Source organism: Bacteroides sp. NGMCC 1.200775 (assembly GCF_040798045.1).
GTDB lineage: Bacteria > Bacteroidota > Bacteroidia > Bacteroidales > Bacteroidaceae > Bacteroides > Bacteroides hominis.
This window is the reverse complement of the sequence record NZ_JASCQK010000011.1, coordinates 25,559-41,703: the sequence shown is the minus strand read 5'-3', so window position 1 is coordinate 41,703 and position 16,145 is coordinate 25,559. Positions and strand designations below refer to the sequence as shown.

The following is a 16,145-nucleotide window of genomic DNA, read 5'->3' as shown; positions in this document are numbered from 1 at the left end:
TTTTTTAGTCCCATTTCCAGTCTATTCCGTAATTACCCGAAACAGAAAGATCTATGATACGATTGTTTCGAAGGCGTATATTGGTTACAGTATAATGGTCTTTCACGATAGTCAATGGTTTGTCGGTAAGAGATAGAGTGAGTTTTTTGGTATTGTAACTTCCGGGGGGAAATGGAGTTGTGTCATAATACGAAAATTTGAGGACAGCTTTGACTCCTTCTTCTATCTCTGCCACTCCTGTTTCCGGATTATCTAAAGTTATCTTGGAGAAGAGGTATGGACCACAGATGCGCGTTGCTCCATTTACGGCTTTATTATCAATATCCAACGGAGCATCGTTAAGTAACTCTATGATTCCTTTATTGCTTTCGAAAACAGGGAAGTATGTATCCTCTTTGAGAGTGACTGTTTTAGAGAAACAAATATCAATTCGTTCCGGCTTTTTCGTTTCGTTGGTTAAAGACACTTTGGGTGTCACTCCGCTTACCTCCATATCTATTTGAAATACTCTGTCTAAAATTGAGGAGCATTCTGCGTCAATATCGATGGGATTACCCTTTTCATCGCACTTCATTACATCAAAAACCAGTTCACCCACTGCCCGTTTTAATTTGAACTCGATAGAAGTTTTTCCTTGTGTTATGTCTTCCGGGGTAAGAGCCTGGATGGCATAATAGTTATCTTTGGAAAGAGGAATATAGCTGTTATCGTTTTCTCTAACCATACTGATCTCTGAGTCTGTGAAAGTCATACCTTCTCCACTTAAGACTACAGACTCCGGTTTCTGTTTCGGAGTGGCATGGAGTAGTAACAGATAAAATCGATCAGTATATTCGGTCGGGATGGATAATGTGTAGTTTTGGATTTCTTCCAGATCGAGCCCTTTCTCTTCGGTCCGTTCCCAAAAGATATAATCGGAACCATCATTGGATGAAGGGGTAGAAGTTTCGGAACGGAAAATGAAAAGATGGTAAACCAATTGGGGTAATACTGTATTATCACCGGGGACTACCTCTCCGGCAGGAGGCACCAGACTAAGGCTGAAGGCTGAAGTTTCAGGGGCTCCTTCGGGTTGTTCACACGAAAAGACCCCCAACAATAGAATTCCTAAAATCAGAAAAAGTGTATGTGGTTTCATTGCCTGTGTGTTGTTAGTTCCAAAATCCGTCGTTACCGGCAACCTGACTATTGAATTTTAGTTCTTCTAAATTCAGTTCGGCGTCAGGGGAAATGGAAATATCAATATTTTCATTTAAAATCCAAAGGGTGAACAGGTACATCTTGTTGCGTTCTAAAGTGATATTTTTTAATGTGAAAGTTTTGCTCTTCAGAGTTCCTGTGTAATCGATATCGATGGTTATGCAAATCGTTTGATTGAGAGGGGCAGGGAATAGTAGCGGACCTTCGCAATAAGCTGCTCCTTCGTACTTTTGATAGTCTGCTTTTTCAATAGCCGGACTGAACAGAGAAACAAATTTGTCTACATCAAACTTTTTAAAAGAGAAATTTCCGTCTTGAAGCCGTGCCGAACAGTGGTAGGACATCGGATTTTTAAAGATTAATCCGGTTTCACTTAAATAGCAGCGGCTACTGCTTCCTTCTATTGTAAGATTGATGCCATCAATCTTTTTCAGTGCATTATCAAAGGTGTTTTCAGGTGAATCAATTGATATGTATTGTCCGTTTTCTTTTCTGGCTCTTTGCACAATAAAGCATAATTGTCCTTGTAAATGGTTTATTTTCCGGGAAATTTGTGCTTGATTCGTTGTTGATAAATCATATTCTGTCTGACTGTCTTGGATCTCTTCTTGGTCTGAGTCCGTAAAGAGGGCTGTTGTGCAGTGATTGAGTTCCGTTTGTTCGTTTACAACATGGGTAGGATACTGAAAATAATAGTTCCGGTCATATGAAGTTGAAATTAGATTTTCCGGATTATCTTCGGTCACGAATGAAATTTTTTCAGAACTTACCGCATTTTGAGAAAATCCTTTTGCCAACAGAAATCGATAGATTCCTGTTGGCAATAAGATGTTTTTTTGCAAGTGTTCTTTCTCGGTAAACCATGGACTCTCTTGGATACTTTCTGTTTTGGTAAATTGGTTCTCTTCTTTTTTAAATATGAGAACTGACATTTCGTCGTCATCTCCTCCTTTGGTGGAAGGTGACTGTTGGGCCTTAAATGTGACATTGACGGAAGTATCTCCTTCGATTATTTCCCGGTGGTTAGTACAGGCACTTCCCAGCACAAGTGTTCCCAAAAGTAATTGTCCGATGTAGTGTTTCATCATATTAGGCTCTGCAGAAGGATTTTAGTGGATTTATTCGACATCAACATCCGTTTGATGGATACCGTCATAAGTTTTTTCTATTTCTACAATGAAAGTAGATTTTGGGTTGAATAGATGTTCGTCATCATTACCTTCACCATTGTTTTCGGCTTCAGTCGAAGAATTTAATTTAATGGTAATCACAGAAACATAGTTTTTGGTGACTGTGAACGAAGGGACTTTGATCGTTCTTTCCTGATTTGCTTTGTTAAGTTGAATGTTGGCGTTCAGCGTTTGAGAAACAGATGGTGAAAATGGTAGTAAGTAAGATCCCATAAAGTAGGCTCCACCGTTTGCTATACCATTTTTGATATTAGTTTCCATATTTTGGTTGATTGCATCTGCATCTTTAGGGAATGGTTGGTACTCTGTTGACTTTACTGCATCCGCGCCGGATTCTCCATATCGAAATGTAGGAGTATTGTAGGTTACTTCACATGGGGTGCCTGCTGTATAGTCCGGATTTTCTCCATAAAGGTTATATTTGAGAGGGATATTTGTTGGCTTGAAGATCAACGATGTCAATGGGTTCGCCTCTGTACTTCCAAATATATTACCTGTTTTATATGGTACTTCTATTGTGGGATTGTTTGACGCTACTTTGATAAACTTAATATCTATGCGTGATACAATACGTGCCAAAGTTAATTCTATTTTTATTTCATTGTCATCTCCGCCTACACCACTGGAAATATTTATCTCTTCCGTATTACCACAGAAAATTTCATTCATGTCCGTTTGGTATTGGGAAGTGGTAGAGGGGTAATGGGTAATTACGATACTTTTTAATACAGTCTCCCAACTTATATTTTTTATGTTTTCTATAATTTCATTGAGATTAGTTCGGTTGCTTTCGTCCAGATTGTAAAATGCAATAAATTTATAGGTACCTACCGGAAATGCAGCATTATATTTCCAGGTTTCCCCATTAATGGCAGCTGCTGGGTGTTTAGCCTCTTCATAACTAAAGTTACCTTCTCCGTTTTTTTTGAATGCATACAGCACGAAATGGTCCTCGTCCAGACTTGTTGGTGCGGATCCTCTTGTTTGGGCGGAAGAATGAGTTGTTAATTGAGTGGTACAACTGATGTTTCTCAATTCTGTTTCAGGGATTTCTGTTGTAGCTTTTTCGCTGCAACTTAGAGTCATTGCAGACAATGCAGTAATAAACAATAGTTTTAATGTTTTCATAATGTTGAGTATTTGTTATTGCTTTGATGAATAATCGAATGGGAGATACTCCCCCCTTGTGTAAGTTGGCGTAATACAAAAACAGCAATGTTGAGGTTACAAAGCGTTTTGATAAGAAATTAAAAATGATTTGTTGATAAGGCACGCTACGCTCTTACCTCTTACAGAGGCGTTATACGATAACGTAATAATAAAGATTAGGAAAAGACTTTTCTCATACTTAATAGGTAAGAGAATGATAAGTCATTCATTTTATCGTTGCAAATGTATGGATAATTTTTAATGTATCCAAAATATTTCTTTTCTTTTTTTTTAAATGAAACTATTTAATATTTGCCTTTTACACCAGTTCTTTTTATTAAATTGTTATCTATGAATGATTTTTAAAGTAAATATAATTCCTTATTATAAAATAATATATATCTATATGACTGTTTCTTGCCATGAGATTATGAATTTAACTCAAAACTACCCGTAAGAGCATATGTCCATAAAATAAATTCTCTTACCTATTAAGTAAGCGCCTGTTTTTCCAATGTCATCAGTCATTTTGGCAGTCCTTCTCTGACAAACAATCATTCTTCCCTTTTGGCACACTTTTCGCAATAGGTTATTCGTCCTGCTAAAAGGACAAAATATTACTATAATAAGTATAACATATAAAAAATAAAAAGTAACTATGAACATTAAACCATTAGCAGACAGAGTGCTGATACTCCCTGCACCTGCAGAAGAAAAAACAATTGGTGGTATCATTATTCCTGATACAGCAAAAGAGAAACCTTTGAAGGGTGAAGTTGTGGCAGTTGGTCACGGTACGAAAGACGAAGAAATGGTATTAAAAACAGGCGATACGGTTCTTTATGGAAAGTATGCCGGAACAGAACTTGAAGTAGAAGGTACAAAATACCTTATCATGCGTCAGAGCGATGTTCTCGCTGTTTTGGGTTAATAAACGTAGTGTTTAATCAATTAATTAAATAGTAAAATCATTATGGCAAAAGAAATATTATTCAATATCGAAGCTCGCGATCAATTGAAAAAAGGTGTTGATGCTTTGGCAAATGCGGTAAAAGTAACACTGGGCCCGAAAGGACGTAATGTAATTATTGAGAAAAAATTCGGTGCTCCTCACATCACTAAAGATGGTGTGACAGTGGCAAAAGAAATTGAACTGACAGATGCTTACCAGAATACCGGTGCACAGTTGGTAAAGGAAGTTGCTTCTAAAACAGGTGACGATGCCGGTGACGGTACAACTACTGCAACTGTTTTGGCTCAGGCTATCGTAGCAGAAGGTTTGAAGAATGTAACTGCCGGTGCAAGCCCTATGGATATCAAACGTGGTATTGACAAGGCTGTTGTCAAAGTGGTTGATTCTATTAAAAATCAGGCAGAGAAAGTTGGTGATAACTATGACAAGATCGAGCAGGTTGCTACTGTTTCCGCTAATAATGATCCGGTTATCGGTAAACTGATTGCTGATGCCATGCGTAAAGTTTCTAAAGATGGCGTAATTACTATTGAAGAGGCTAAAGGTACTGATACTACTATCGGTGTGGTAGAAGGTATGCAGTTCGACCGCGGTTATCTGTCGGCTTACTTCGTGACTAATACGGAGAAGATGGAATGTGAGATGGAGAAACCTTACATCCTGATTTACGACAAGAAGATTTCTAACCTGAAAGATTTCTTGCCTATCCTCGAACCGGCTGTACAGTCAGGCCGTCCTTTGTTGGTTATCGCGGAAGATGTAGATAGTGAGGCATTGACTACATTGGTAGTGAACCGTCTGCGTTCTCAGTTGAAGATTTGTGCAGTAAAAGCTCCGGGCTTCGGTGACCGCAGAAAAGAAATGCTGGAAGACATTGCCGTATTGACCGGTGGTGTGGTGATCAGCGAAGAAAAGGGTCTGAAACTGGAGCAGGCTACTATCGAAATGTTAGGTACTGCTGACAAAGTGACTGTTTCTAAAGACAACACTACAATTGTAAACGGTGCCGGTGCTAAAGAAAACATCAAAGAACGTTGCGACCAGATCAAGGCTCAGATTGCTGCTACTAAATCAGATTATGACCGTGAGAAATTGCAGGAACGTCTGGCTAAGCTGTCAGGTGGTGTAGCTGTTCTTTACGTAGGTGCTGCTTCTGAGGTAGAAATGAAAGAAAAGAAGGATCGTGTGGATGATGCACTTCGCGCTACTCGTGCTGCTATTGAAGAAGGTATCGTACCGGGTGGTGGCGTAACTTACATCCGTGCAATCGATGCTTTGGAAGGTATGAAAGGCGACAATGCCGACGAAACAACCGGTATCGAAATCATTAAACGTGCTATCGAAGAACCGTTGCGTCAGATTGTAGCCAATGCCGGTAAAGAAGGTGCTGTAGTAGTTCAGAAAGTTCGTGAAGGTAAAGGTGACTATGGCTATAATGCCCGTTTGGATGTTTACGAAAACCTTCATGCAGCCGGTGTGGTAGATCCTGCTAAAGTGACTCGTGTGGCTTTGGAAAATGCAGCTTCTATTGCTGGTATGTTCCTGACTACCGAATGTGTGATTGTAGAAAAGAAAGAAGATAAACCCGAAATGCCGATGGGCGCTCCCGGAATGGGAGGAATGGGTGGAATGATGTAATTTATTCCCAGGATTGAAAAAAGAAAGCTGCTTTCGGAAACGGAAGCAGCTTTTTTTGTTGACCTTTGCGGATATTTTGCAGAACGTTTGGACGTGGTTGTAGGATTGTGTATATTCGTAGATATAAACCAAAGCTAATTAAAATGGAGACACATAGTATTTCTCTATGGATTATTGCTTTTGTGGTGATTTTCATTTCTCCGGTTCGGGAATAATTGATGTGGATTATAATATAAAATGTGTATGCGTATAGTTTTATTCCTATGTATTCTTTTTTTAGAAATATCAGTCAGCAGGGCTCAGATCAGGGGGATTGTTGTAGATGGAAAAAAAGGACAGCCTTTGTCCGGTGTGAATATCTATATGCAGAAAGATTCCATAGGAATTGGAGTGACGGACATTAAAGGAGAATTTCGATTTGCACATAATAAGATGGGGCTCAGCGATACCATTATTTTCTCGTATGTCGGCTACTCGTCTTTTAAATGTACATTATCCGAGTTACGGCATCTTGAGTATAAAGTGTCCATGTATGAACTTCCCCAATTATTGCATGAAGTGGTAGTTAGTGGAGAGCGTCCACCCTTCTTTCTGGAATGGACTTCGTTGGCTTCTTTACCTAAACCTTTATATTCTTTTGGTGGGTTTCTGCACGATGGCAAAATTTATGTGGTTGCGGGGGATGAGACTCTTGTCCGAATGGTTTCCAATAAATACAGGCAAGGTACTGAAGCTTGGGAATATCGTTCCAATAATATGTATGTATATGACATTGCATCGGATGTGTGGAAAAAATGTGCGAAAGGTTTTGTGCCTCGTGCGGGACATACCGCTCAATTTTATAAGAATAAAATATTTGTTTTGGGTGGAAAAAGATTATCCACCAATCGACAGTTGGAATATACAGATGCTACAATGGAGGTTTATGATCTGAATAAAGATACTTTGTATGTTGATCCTGTGAATCCTCATCAGGCAGTTGACTTCGCTTCATTCATTTATGATGAATGCCTCTATATGATGGGGGGGGCGGTAAAGGAGAAGATGTTTTCTAATCAGATACATATGCTTGACCTGAAAGGGGGCGTTTGGTATGAACTGGAAAACACAATTCCTGCCGAATGGTGTGGTAGGATGAATGGCATTCTGGTGGGAGATAAAGTTTACTTTTTTGGTGGTTACCGTACAGCACCGATGTGGTTTACAGTTAGTTATGACCTGCGGACAGGAAAATGGCAACGGTTATGTGATCTGAAAGACGGAGTTTCTTATCCCGGCTTGGCTTCTGATGGCGATTGTATCTATATTTTTGAGAACCGTAATTTACAAGTTTACGATATAAAAACAAATACTATGCGTATTTACGAACTGGCTGCTTTGGATTTAGAGAGCGCAGGACTTTTTTATTGGAAAAATACGCTTTACATAGTAGGCGGATGTACTCGCCGAGGAATATATGTAGCTCCTCATAAAGGTGTTATCGCTGTGGATGTGAGTCAGATAAATCCGCGATGAGGCGGGTACATTACATCGTTTTCGTTTACCTTTATCTGGTTTGTAAATTTAGAGATCATCACGGTAATTTGTGTTAAATTATGCTTGTGTATCAATAATAAAACAAAATAGGAGGGCCGGAACCAAGGGCACTTTTACTCTAACATATTTTACTAATTTATATTTGCATTTTAAACCTATAAAAGAACAGACAAAATGAAAATTGTGGCGTTTAACGGAAGTCCCCGTAAAGGTGGCAATACAGAGATGCTAATTAATGAAGTGTTTAAACCTATACAGGAAGCCGGTATAGAAACCGAATTGGTACAGTTGGGTGGGAAGTTGCTGCGTGGCTGTGCTTCATGTTATACTTGTTTCAAGACAAAGGACGGACAATGTGTCATCAAGACCGACCCAATGAATGAGTTTATCCGAAAAGCCCAGGAGGCAGACGGAATAATTCTGGCATCACCTACTTACTATGGTAGTGTGAGCGCGGAGATGAAAGCTTTTATGGACCGATTGGGGTTGACCACTATCGGACAAGGGCGTACACTGACACGTAAAGTTGGAGCTGCCGTGATTAGTGTCCGCAGAGGTGGTGCCGTAACGGTTTATGATGAACTTAACCGTTTCATGCTCGGAAGCGGAATGATTGTTCCCGGATCTACTTACTGGAACTTCGGTATTGGTGAAATGCCGGGAGAAGTTTATGATGATGCAGAAGGGTTGAGAAATATGAAAGACCTGGGAGTACAATTGGCGTGGTTGCTAAAGGCTGTACATGATAAATGATGAATGTTGAATGGTGTACGATGAACGCAAGGTGTGGATCATAATTATCCATTATTTGCCGTTCATCGTTTACCATTCATCATTCACCCAACCCTGTTCATCATTAAAATACCTCTCTGATATGTTTAAAGTTCGAATTGATCGTATCGATAACTTCCTGTGAGCGTCCGTTGATCAGTAGTTTATACATGGATTGGGCGAAGCCTACCATTTGGCCTAATTCTATTTTCGGAGGCATGGCCAAAGCATTCGGGTCGGTCATGATATTTACCAATACGGGACCTTCCAGTTCGAATGCATTACATAATGTATTTAATACCTCTTCCGGATCGGAAACATTGAAGCCTGTCATACCCATTGCTTCGGCTACTTGTGCGAAGTTAGGATTCAGCATATTCGTCTGCCAATCCGGCAGTCCGTCTACTTCCATTTCCAGTTTTACCATTCCCAAGGACCGGTTGTTGAACACAATCACTTTTATAGGGAGTTTATATTGTACCACAGTCTCCAGATCTCCCAATGTCATGGATAATCCTCCGTCACCACAAAGGGCGATTACCTGTCTGTCCGGGCAAGCCAACGCTGCTCCTATAGCTTGGGGCAGGGCATTTGCCATCGAACCATGATTGAAAGAGCCCAGCATGTGCCGCTTTCCGGTCGCTTGCAGATAGCGGGCTCCCCATACACACGTCATACCTGTATCTACCGTATAGATGGCGTCATCGGATGAAATCTTATTGATTTCGGACATCACATATTCCGGATGAATCTGATCCATTTTGCCTTTATCTTCCGTATAGGCAGCCAGATCTTTCTTTACTCCTTCGTAACGTTTCAGCTGTTTGCGTAAAAAAGAGTCATCCTTTTTCTGTTGTAGCATGGGCAATAAGGCACGAAGAGTAGAGCGTATATCTCCACAAAGCCCCAGATCCACTTTGGCACGTCGTCCCAGTCTTTCGGGTTTAATATCCACCTGGACGATTTTTATATCATCGGGTAAAAAGGCGGAATAGGGGAAATCGGTTCCGAGCATGACAAGCACTTCTGCTTCGTGCATGCTGTAATAGCCGGAAGGCATACCCAGCAGTCCGGTCATACCTACTTCATAGGGATTGTCATATTGTACTTCCATTTTTCCTTTAAAAGTATACGCGACAGGAGCATTTAGAATCTCGGACATCCGGATGATTTCCTCATGTGCTCCTTTACAGCCTATACCACAAAACAAGGTGATGCGTCCGTAGTGATTCAGCATGCCGGCCATCCGGATCAGGTCTTCTTCGGCCGGACATACGGACGAAGCTAATGGATAAATCTGTTCAGAGGACTCTACTTGGGCTGCCGGTTTCTTTGCCAAGTCACCGGGAAGCCCGATTACGGCTACTCCTTTTCGGGTAGTGGCTGTTTGCAAGGCCGATTGCAGCATGCGGGGAAACTGTTGGGGAGTAGTAGCTACTTCGTTATAGAAACTACAGTCATTGAATAGCTTGATCGTATTGGTTTCCTGAAAATATTCAGTTCCGAATTCTCCGGTTGGAATAGTTGAGGCAATGGCTATCACAGGAGCTCCCGAACGGTGAGCATCGTAAAGCCCATTGATTAAATGGACATGTCCCGGTCCGCTGCTTCCTGCACAACATCCCGGCAGTCCGGTCAGTTGTGCTTCCGCACCTGCGGCATACGCACCGGTCTCTTCATGACGTACATGTATCCACTTCATTGCTTCGTTTTGCCTGACGGCTTCATTCACTTCGTTCAGGCTGTCGCCTGTTACTGCATAAATTCTTCTGACGCCTGCCTCAATCAGAGTGTCGACAAGCTGTTCTGCTACCTTCTTTCCCATATCTATCATTCAGTTTAGGTTATTCAATGATGCAATAACAGGTGATTATATCAAAAAGTTGTATATTTAACGTATGCTAATAACCTTGGTATATTGGTATATAAGATAGATTTTATGTTAAAAATATCGTATGTAGTATGTTTTTAGTGTTTTTGTAGTAACAATGCTTACATAATTTTGTTAACTTACACCGCGTAAATAGTAACTTTATGTGTTTTAACCTTTAAACTTTTGTATCAAATGGATAAAAATGAAATCGGCTTGAATGCCGGAAAAGTTTGGCAATTGTTGAGCAACAATGACAAATGGAGTTATGGTAACCTGAAAAGGAAATCCGGGTTGAAGGATAAGGAATTGGGGGCAGCTCTGGGCTGGTTAGCCAGAGAAGATAAGATTGAGTTTGAACAAGAAGAGGAGGAACTTTATGTTTACCTCTGTGTAAATGTTTATATTGGGTAGATGATGCTGCTTATTATGAAAAAAATCCCCGGAACAGTCCATTGGTATTGTATTCCGGGGATTATTTTTTATTCCTCTTTCTTTTTATTGCAGAAATTCCGTTCTATCAAAAAAGAAGTCACTAATCCAGCTCCTCCGAAGAGAAGTGTGCATGATCCGTAGATAACTCCTATCATTTCGCGGGTATATCCCCTGTCGAATCTACCAAAGTCATATGGAGAGATGCTTACGTAACTGATAATGAAACCGGTTAATAGCCCCAGTCCTACTCCCAATAGCAGGCAGCCACCTTTTAAGGTTCCGAATGACAATTGAGAACGGTTATAGTCAGGCAAACAAATCTTCCCATTCAGTTCGAGATTGCCTTCTGACATTTTCTCTCCTAACTTTTCAATAAGAGTGATGCGTTCGCGTCTGCACGCAAAAAGTTCAAACAATTTGTAAATACCTAAGGTAATGATGCCCACAACTAAGGGGACTGTAATGAAATCCATCATGATCGTATGTTTTTAAGTGAATAATTCCGTTCTTTGCACTGTTTGACGCAATAGACTACGGAAAGGTTACAAAGAAAAAAATATTTTTTTGCCTGTAACCTTTCTGATTCGCTTGCGTCTAACCGAATATCATGGTACAGAACGAAGAAACACAATACATAGCACGGATACTGAACGGGGACACAGAAGCTTTTTCTGTATTTCTCGACCGTTACAGCCGTCCGCTTTATGTGCTGATTGTGCAGATTGTCGGTTGTCCCGAAGATGCGGAAGAGTTGGTACAGGATGTTTTTCTGAAAGCCTTCCGCTGTCTTGACAGTTATAAGGGAGAGTGCCGCTTCTCTACCTGGCTTTATCGGATTGCTTATAATGCGGCTGTATCCGCTACCCGCAAAAAGAAACAGGAATTTCTTTATATTGAGGAAGGTACCATAAATAATGTACCCGATGAAAAGGCCGACGAAATACTTTGTCCTACCGATGACGAAGAACGGACTGCGAAACTGATTCAAGCCATCGACTTGCTGAATGTTGAGGAAAAAGTCTTGATTACACTTTTCTATTTTGAAGAGAAGTCGATAGAGGAGATAGGAGAGGTGCTGAAACTTTCATCGGGAAATGTCAAGGTGAAGTTGCACCGTACCCGCAAAAAGATTTATTTATTAATGAACGGAGATGAGTAATTATGGAAGCAAATAAGAAATGTACGGAAAATGCATTGAAGCAGGCCCTTCGGAAAAGGCAACCTGGTAATCTGCCGTCCAATTTTAATTACCGGATGATGGAACAGGTTCGACTGGAGGCCGAAAAACAGCGGAAACGGAAAGAACGGACTATGCTTTGCGGCATGATTCTGGGTATATTGCTATTGATAGGGATGGCGGTCTATACACTCGTTTTCAAATTAGAATTCAACTTAAAGGAGTGTTTGTCCAGAGTCGATTGGTCTGATACCGCTTCTCCGATGATGGTTTTCTATAGCTATATTGCAACTTTGGTTCTGCTCCTGCTCGGATTGGATTATTGGCTGCGTAAGAAGAAGTTTCATTCCTGAGTGAGTTTGATTTCACTACAGATTACACAGATTTCCACAGATTAATAATTTATTCCGTTGATATTTAAAATTATTCGTTGATATTTAGGACTAAAGATTCGGTGAAAATTCGTGTAATCTGTGGTGGAACCGATTCATTCCTATTTTGGATTGTCCATTCATCAGCTGAGGATATAATATCAGAAAACCTCTGTGCCCTCCGTGTAGTCTGTGGGGAAATCTTTTCTTTTTCTGCGAATAATTTTCTTCCTTTGCAGAAAAATTTATCTTTATAGACTATGAGAAGTTTTGCCTCTGATAATAATTCGGGTGTACACCCTGCCATCATGGAAGCTCTGACACGGGCTAATCAAGATCATGCGCTGGGCTATGGTGACGATTCGTGGACAAAAGAAGCTGTCCGGAAAATTAAAGAAATATTTGTTGCCGACTGTGAGCCGTTGTTTGTTTTCAATGGAACAGGCAGTAATGTCATTGCTTTGCAACTGTTGACTCGTCCTTATAATTCTATTATTTGTGCTGAAACTGCACATATTTATGTAGACGAATGTGGTTCTCCGGTGAAGATGACCGGTTGCCAGATCCGTCCCGTAGCCACTCCCGACGGAAAATTGACACCTGAACTGATCGCTCCCTATCTGCATGGCTTTGGTGACCAGCACCATTCGCAGCCGGGCGCTGTTTATCTTTCGGAGTGTACGGAGTTGGGTACTATTTATACGCCGGAAGAGTTGAGAGCAATTACCTCACTGGCCCACCAACACGGGATGCGGGTACATATGGATGGTGCACGTATAGCCAATGCCTGTGCTGCCCTCGGCCTTTCACTGAAAGCATTGACCGTAGATTGCGGTATTGATGTGCTCAGTTTTGGCGGAACCAAAAACGGATTGATGATGGGAGAGTGTGTGATCGTATTTGATGATTCGTTGAAAGCGGAAGCTCGATTCGTACGCAAGCAATCGGCTCAACTGGCATCGAAGATGCGTTATCTTTCCTGCCAGTTCACGGCTTATCTGACAGAGGAACTGTGGTTGAAGAACGCAATGCATGCCAATGCGATGGCCAAACGTCTCTATGAAGCTTTGAAGCAGATTCCCGGTGTGCGTTTCACCCAAAAGGTGGAAAGTAACCAATTATTCCTGACCATGCCTCGCGCCGAAATAGATCGTATGCTGCAATCTTACTTTTTTTATTTTTGGAATGAAGAGGCGGATGAAATTCGTTTGGTTACTTCGTTTGACACAACGGAGGAGGACATCGATACGTTTATCCGGATATTGAAAAAATAGGATTGCATCCAATAGCGCCAGATGCTCACCACGGAGTAGCACAGAGTCTCACAGAGGGAGAATGATAGAAATTAAATTCTTTGGGATTCTGTGTTACTCCGTGGTGAAGTCTTCTTATTCTTTTCTTATTTTAGATTCTTTCAGGAATTTTTCGATGTTGTACATCGGAAAATCCCCGTTCAGCAGTTTTCCGTCCCGGGCCAGTAATACGTAACGGGGGATACCGTTAAAGTGGAATAGCTCCCTCAAATAGTTATAGTCGCTTTGCGGAAGGCGGAATATGACTTCTTCTTTCAGATTCTTCTCTACATAATCGTTGTAAGCTTTTTCAGGTGATTCACTGTCACTGGTGATGAAGATGAACTTGATATCCGGACTGTTCCGGTACTCTTTTCGCAAATCTGCATGATGCTCGATGCTGGCACGGCAAGGCCCGCAAGTAGTTGCCCAAAAGTCAATGACCACCAATTTTCCATGATAAGGTGCTACGATTTTGCGGATGATATCCGTTCCTTTCCCTGCCGGAAGTTCTTGTGGCTGGTTCCCTTGTGGCGGATAAATCTGACGGTACATACGTTCGGACTCTGCCATAAGGAATGGCTCGTGTAAATAGCTTTTCAGGATATTGAGTAGTGTGAAAGCTTTTTTCCCATCCTTGAGAGTTCCGGCCAGGAAGGGGTAAGAACGGGTGAGAATGAGTTCTCCGGCCATTGGGAATGGGATTCCTGTCGTGTCCTCCAATATCTCCTTTTTCTTTTGCCAGCTTTCCGCATATTTTTTCACATGGTCGTCTGTGCCGATCTTGATTTGCCAACTTGCCCGGTTTAAAGGGTTCATATACTCAAGTCGGTTGATGAAGGTTGAAAAAGAACTGCAACCGATGGCACGGACGTCATCGAGCGGCATTTCTTTCAGGAAATCATAATAGTCCGGAGCCTCTTTTATTTTTAATATCGCGTTGGTGGTATCTTTGTGGGCATTCATGTCTCTTTGCAGGATAAAATCGAGAAGCCAGCTGCCGTACATCATTTTCACATTATTCTTCAGCATTTGCATTCCTTCGGGTTGCAGCGTTTTTGATTGTTCCAACGAGTCGAGCCGATGCATCCACAGGTCGTACATCGGCTTTTGCTGTGCTTTAAATTCATCGGGAGTCAGCGTGCCGCATGCTTTCAACAGGATGTTGAAGTCTCTTGAGAAGAGCGGTTCACAAGGCATCAATTCTTGGTTGAAAGTGCTTGAAGCCCCCATATATTGAGTTTCTGTCAGCATGGGTTTCAACCTTCTTTGCCGGTTGTAGTCCAGCAGGTCTTCCCAACTGAGGTAAAGGATCAGTGTTTCGCCCGGTTTGACATAAAACCCTATCCAACAGCTGCCCAGACTAAGGTGATGTACCCCAGGATAATTGACAATGAAGTCCGACTCGAAACGTCCGTCCGGATGGATGGTCACCAGGGCGGGACTACTCTCGCGGGTGATATGATTGTCTGTATAGATCAGGGCGGTGGTAAATCCTAACTGCGGGTTGTATCCATCCAGAAAACCACGTATGTGAGCCGTATCTTTCCGGAAAAAATCAGTCCGGGGAGTAGTGGAAGCAGTTGTTACCGATGCGTAATTTCGATGGGGCAGTCCGGCGCGGATATACTTTTTCTCTTTTTCACCGTTTTTGCCGATGCGTATGTTGCCGTCTTTTTCTTGTGTTATTTCAAGTTGGCACTGTCCGTCAGTTTCATTCCTTAAATTCAGTTTGAGCTTTTTCCCCTGTTTCCGGCAAAGTTCATATTTCCAGAACCGGTTATCCATGATGGCAAGTGAATCGTAAATTCCGATGTCCCATCCGTTTCCTGCATCTGTCTGCTGCCAGTTTCCACGGATTTCGCGAAGGAAGGCCTGCTCTTTGGTCTCCTGCGGTTTCACCAGCAGAATGCCATAGGTGTTGGTTTCCGATTTAAGATCGTCCTCCATCCAATCTATCCGGGTTGTGCCTTCGGGCAGGGGAGGATAGGTGATGACACAGTCGTTTTCTATTATTCCTGAGGCGGGAGTCGTTACGCGTTCGCCAAATTTGCGCCCTTCTATGCGGAGAGGATAAAATTGCTTTCTGCTTTCGGGGGCATAAATATAAGTCAGGCTGTCGATGCTGGTCCACCATTGGGGGCGGAATACCGTCCGTATCGTGAGCCGGGTTTCTGTCGGAGATAGTTCTATCTTCGAGATGGTGTGTGCACTTCCCTGGCGTGTTTCGAAAGAAGGGTTTTCAATTACGGTTTGTGCTGTGGCATACGTACTTCCCAGAAGTAGCAGTAGCGGGAGTATCTTGTTTTTCATATCCGTATGATTAAAGTTGTGACGGTAAAGATAAATATTTCATGGGAGAAACCTTACTGTATAGCGTTTTATTTTTGTCCGGGAGGCAAATTCCTTCTCTTTTAGGAGATATGGCATACCAGTTGTGTAACTCGGCAAACAGATGTCTCGGAGAAACGGAGCCGGCCTTGGAGGGAGGGCATAATAAAGGTCCGGACCTTCGCAGGCGCGGACCTTCGCTTATTCAAACC

General features: G+C 41.8%; 14 protein-coding genes. 8 read left to right on the top strand and 6 right to left on the bottom strand.

Going from position 1 to position 16,145, the window contains the following annotated elements; all coding sequences use genetic code 11:
• Positions 1 to 4 precede the first annotated feature (4 nt).
• From QK890_RS19575 to QK890_RS19565, 3 genes are read right to left on the bottom strand one after another with little or no spacing between them, the layout of a single operon-like run.
• Entirely contained in the window at positions 5 to 1,138 is a 1,134-nt protein-coding gene (locus QK890_RS19575) for a DUF5031 domain-containing protein (protein WP_367627513.1), read from the bottom strand.
• 13 nt (positions 1,139 to 1,151) lie between these two features.
• A complete protein-coding gene (locus QK890_RS19570; protein WP_032529992.1) occupies positions 1,152 to 2,285 on the bottom strand; it encodes a hypothetical protein in 1,134 nt (377 codons plus the stop codon).
• 33 nt (positions 2,286 to 2,318) lie between these two features.
• Positions 2,319 to 3,518, bottom strand: a complete 1,200-nt coding sequence (locus QK890_RS19565) for a FimB/Mfa2 family fimbrial subunit (protein WP_234212319.1) — start codon at positions 3,516 to 3,518, stop codon at positions 2,319 to 2,321.
• A 679-nt stretch (positions 3,519 to 4,197) separates the two neighbouring features.
• On the opposite strand from QK890_RS19565, the gene QK890_RS19560 reads away from it, so the two are divergent.
• The 4 genes from QK890_RS19560 to QK890_RS19545 all read left to right on the top strand — a co-directional run bounded on the left by QK890_RS19560 (position 4,198) and on the right by QK890_RS19545 (position 8,439).
• On the top strand, positions 4,198 to 4,470 hold the full coding sequence (locus tag QK890_RS19560; RefSeq protein WP_005780804.1) for a co-chaperone GroES: 273 nt from the start codon (positions 4,198 to 4,200) through the stop codon (positions 4,468 to 4,470).
• A gap of 42 nt (positions 4,471 to 4,512) precedes the next feature.
• Positions 4,513 to 6,150 carry a chaperonin GroEL gene (groL, locus tag QK890_RS19555; protein WP_005780800.1) on the top strand — a complete coding sequence of 546 codons (1,638 nt, stop codon included), beginning with the start codon at positions 4,513 to 4,515 and terminating at the stop codon, positions 6,148 to 6,150.
• A gap of 243 nt (positions 6,151 to 6,393) precedes the next feature.
• Entirely contained in the window at positions 6,394 to 7,665 is a 1,272-nt protein-coding gene (locus tag QK890_RS19550; RefSeq protein WP_234165089.1) for a carboxypeptidase-like regulatory domain-containing protein, read from the top strand.
• 195 nt (positions 7,666 to 7,860) lie between these two features.
• On the top strand, positions 7,861 to 8,439 hold the full coding sequence (locus tag QK890_RS19545) for a flavodoxin family protein (RefSeq protein WP_005807817.1): 579 nt from the start codon (positions 7,861 to 7,863) through the stop codon (positions 8,437 to 8,439).
• 103 nt (positions 8,440 to 8,542) lie between these two features.
• Here QK890_RS19545 and QK890_RS19540 read toward each other — a convergent pair whose 3' ends face one another.
• Positions 8,543 to 10,282, bottom strand: a complete 1,740-nt coding sequence (locus tag QK890_RS19540; RefSeq protein WP_032529991.1) for a thiamine pyrophosphate-dependent enzyme — start codon at positions 10,280 to 10,282, stop codon at positions 8,543 to 8,545.
• Between the two features lie 240 nt (positions 10,283 to 10,522).
• Here QK890_RS19540 and QK890_RS19535 point away from each other — a divergent pair, with 240 nt between their 5' ends.
• Complete coding sequence (locus tag QK890_RS19535; protein WP_005780792.1) at positions 10,523 to 10,741, top strand: winged helix-turn-helix domain-containing protein; 219 nt, start codon at positions 10,523 to 10,525, stop codon at positions 10,739 to 10,741.
• 68 nt (positions 10,742 to 10,809) lie between these two features.
• Here the strand turns inward: QK890_RS19535 and QK890_RS19530 are convergent, their stop codons facing one another.
• Positions 10,810 to 11,235 carry a DUF6249 domain-containing protein gene (locus tag QK890_RS19530; protein WP_005807813.1) on the bottom strand — a complete coding sequence of 142 codons (426 nt, stop codon included), beginning with the start codon at positions 11,233 to 11,235 and terminating at the stop codon, positions 10,810 to 10,812.
• Between the two features lie 134 nt (positions 11,236 to 11,369).
• Here QK890_RS19530 and QK890_RS19525 point away from each other — a divergent pair, with 134 nt between their 5' ends.
• The 3 genes from QK890_RS19525 (at position 11,370) to QK890_RS19515 (ending at position 13,584) form a co-directional block, all read left to right on the top strand.
• Complete coding sequence (locus QK890_RS19525; protein ID WP_005807811.1) at positions 11,370 to 11,921, top strand: RNA polymerase sigma factor; 552 nt, start codon at positions 11,370 to 11,372, stop codon at positions 11,919 to 11,921.
• Positions 11,921 to 12,292 carry a hypothetical protein gene (locus QK890_RS19520; protein WP_050496807.1) on the top strand — a complete coding sequence of 124 codons (372 nt, stop codon included), beginning with the start codon at positions 11,921 to 11,923 and terminating at the stop codon, positions 12,290 to 12,292. The genes QK890_RS19525 and QK890_RS19520 overlap by 1 nt, the downstream gene beginning before the upstream one ends.
• 278 nt (positions 12,293 to 12,570) lie before the next feature.
• Positions 12,571 to 13,584 (top strand): low specificity L-threonine aldolase, encoded by a 1,014-nt coding sequence (locus QK890_RS19515; protein ID WP_005807807.1) that lies wholly within the window; start codon positions 12,571 to 12,573, stop codon positions 13,582 to 13,584.
• A 114-nt stretch (positions 13,585 to 13,698) separates the two neighbouring features.
• Here the strand turns inward: QK890_RS19515 and QK890_RS19510 are convergent, their stop codons facing one another.
• Positions 13,699 to 15,915 carry a TlpA disulfide reductase family protein gene (locus QK890_RS19510; RefSeq protein WP_250712255.1) on the bottom strand — a complete coding sequence of 739 codons (2,217 nt, stop codon included), beginning with the start codon at positions 15,913 to 15,915 and terminating at the stop codon, positions 13,699 to 13,701.
• Positions 15,916 to 16,145: the final 230 nt, after the last annotated feature.

What these genes read in the sequence shown, in the direction of transcription:
- QK890_RS19545 (WP_005807817.1), top strand. Translation starts at nt 7,861, where the DNA reads ATGAAAATTGTGGCGTTTAACGGAAGTCCCCGTAAAGGTGGCAATACA.
- QK890_RS19575 (WP_367627513.1), bottom strand. Translation starts at nt 1,138, where the DNA reads ATGAAACCACATACACTTTTTCTGATTTTAGGAATTCTATTGTTGGGG.
- QK890_RS19530 (WP_005807813.1), bottom strand. Translation starts at nt 11,235, where the DNA reads ATGGATTTCATTACAGTCCCCTTAGTTGTGGGCATCATTACCTTAGGT.
- QK890_RS19550 (WP_234165089.1), top strand. Translation starts at nt 6,394, where the DNA reads ATGCGTATAGTTTTATTCCTATGTATTCTTTTTTTAGAAATATCAGTC.
- QK890_RS19535 (WP_005780792.1), top strand. Translation starts at nt 10,523, where the DNA reads ATGGATAAAAATGAAATCGGCTTGAATGCCGGAAAAGTTTGGCAATTG.
- QK890_RS19540 (WP_032529991.1), bottom strand. Translation starts at nt 10,282, where the DNA reads ATGGGAAAGAAGGTAGCAGAACAGCTTGTCGACACTCTGATTGAGGCA.
- groL (WP_005780800.1), top strand. Translation starts at nt 4,513, where the DNA reads ATGGCAAAAGAAATATTATTCAATATCGAAGCTCGCGATCAATTGAAA.
- QK890_RS19560 (WP_005780804.1), top strand. Translation starts at nt 4,198, where the DNA reads ATGAACATTAAACCATTAGCAGACAGAGTGCTGATACTCCCTGCACCT.
- QK890_RS19510 (WP_250712255.1), bottom strand. Translation starts at nt 15,915, where the DNA reads ATGAAAAACAAGATACTCCCGCTACTGCTACTTCTGGGAAGTACGTAT.
- QK890_RS19570 (WP_032529992.1), bottom strand. Translation starts at nt 2,285, where the DNA reads ATGAAACACTACATCGGACAATTACTTTTGGGAACACTTGTGCTGGGA.
- QK890_RS19565 (WP_234212319.1), bottom strand. Translation starts at nt 3,518, where the DNA reads ATGAAAACATTAAAACTATTGTTTATTACTGCATTGTCTGCAATGACT.
- QK890_RS19525 (WP_005807811.1), top strand. Translation starts at nt 11,370, where the DNA reads ATGGTACAGAACGAAGAAACACAATACATAGCACGGATACTGAACGGG.
- QK890_RS19515 (WP_005807807.1), top strand. Translation starts at nt 12,571, where the DNA reads ATGAGAAGTTTTGCCTCTGATAATAATTCGGGTGTACACCCTGCCATC.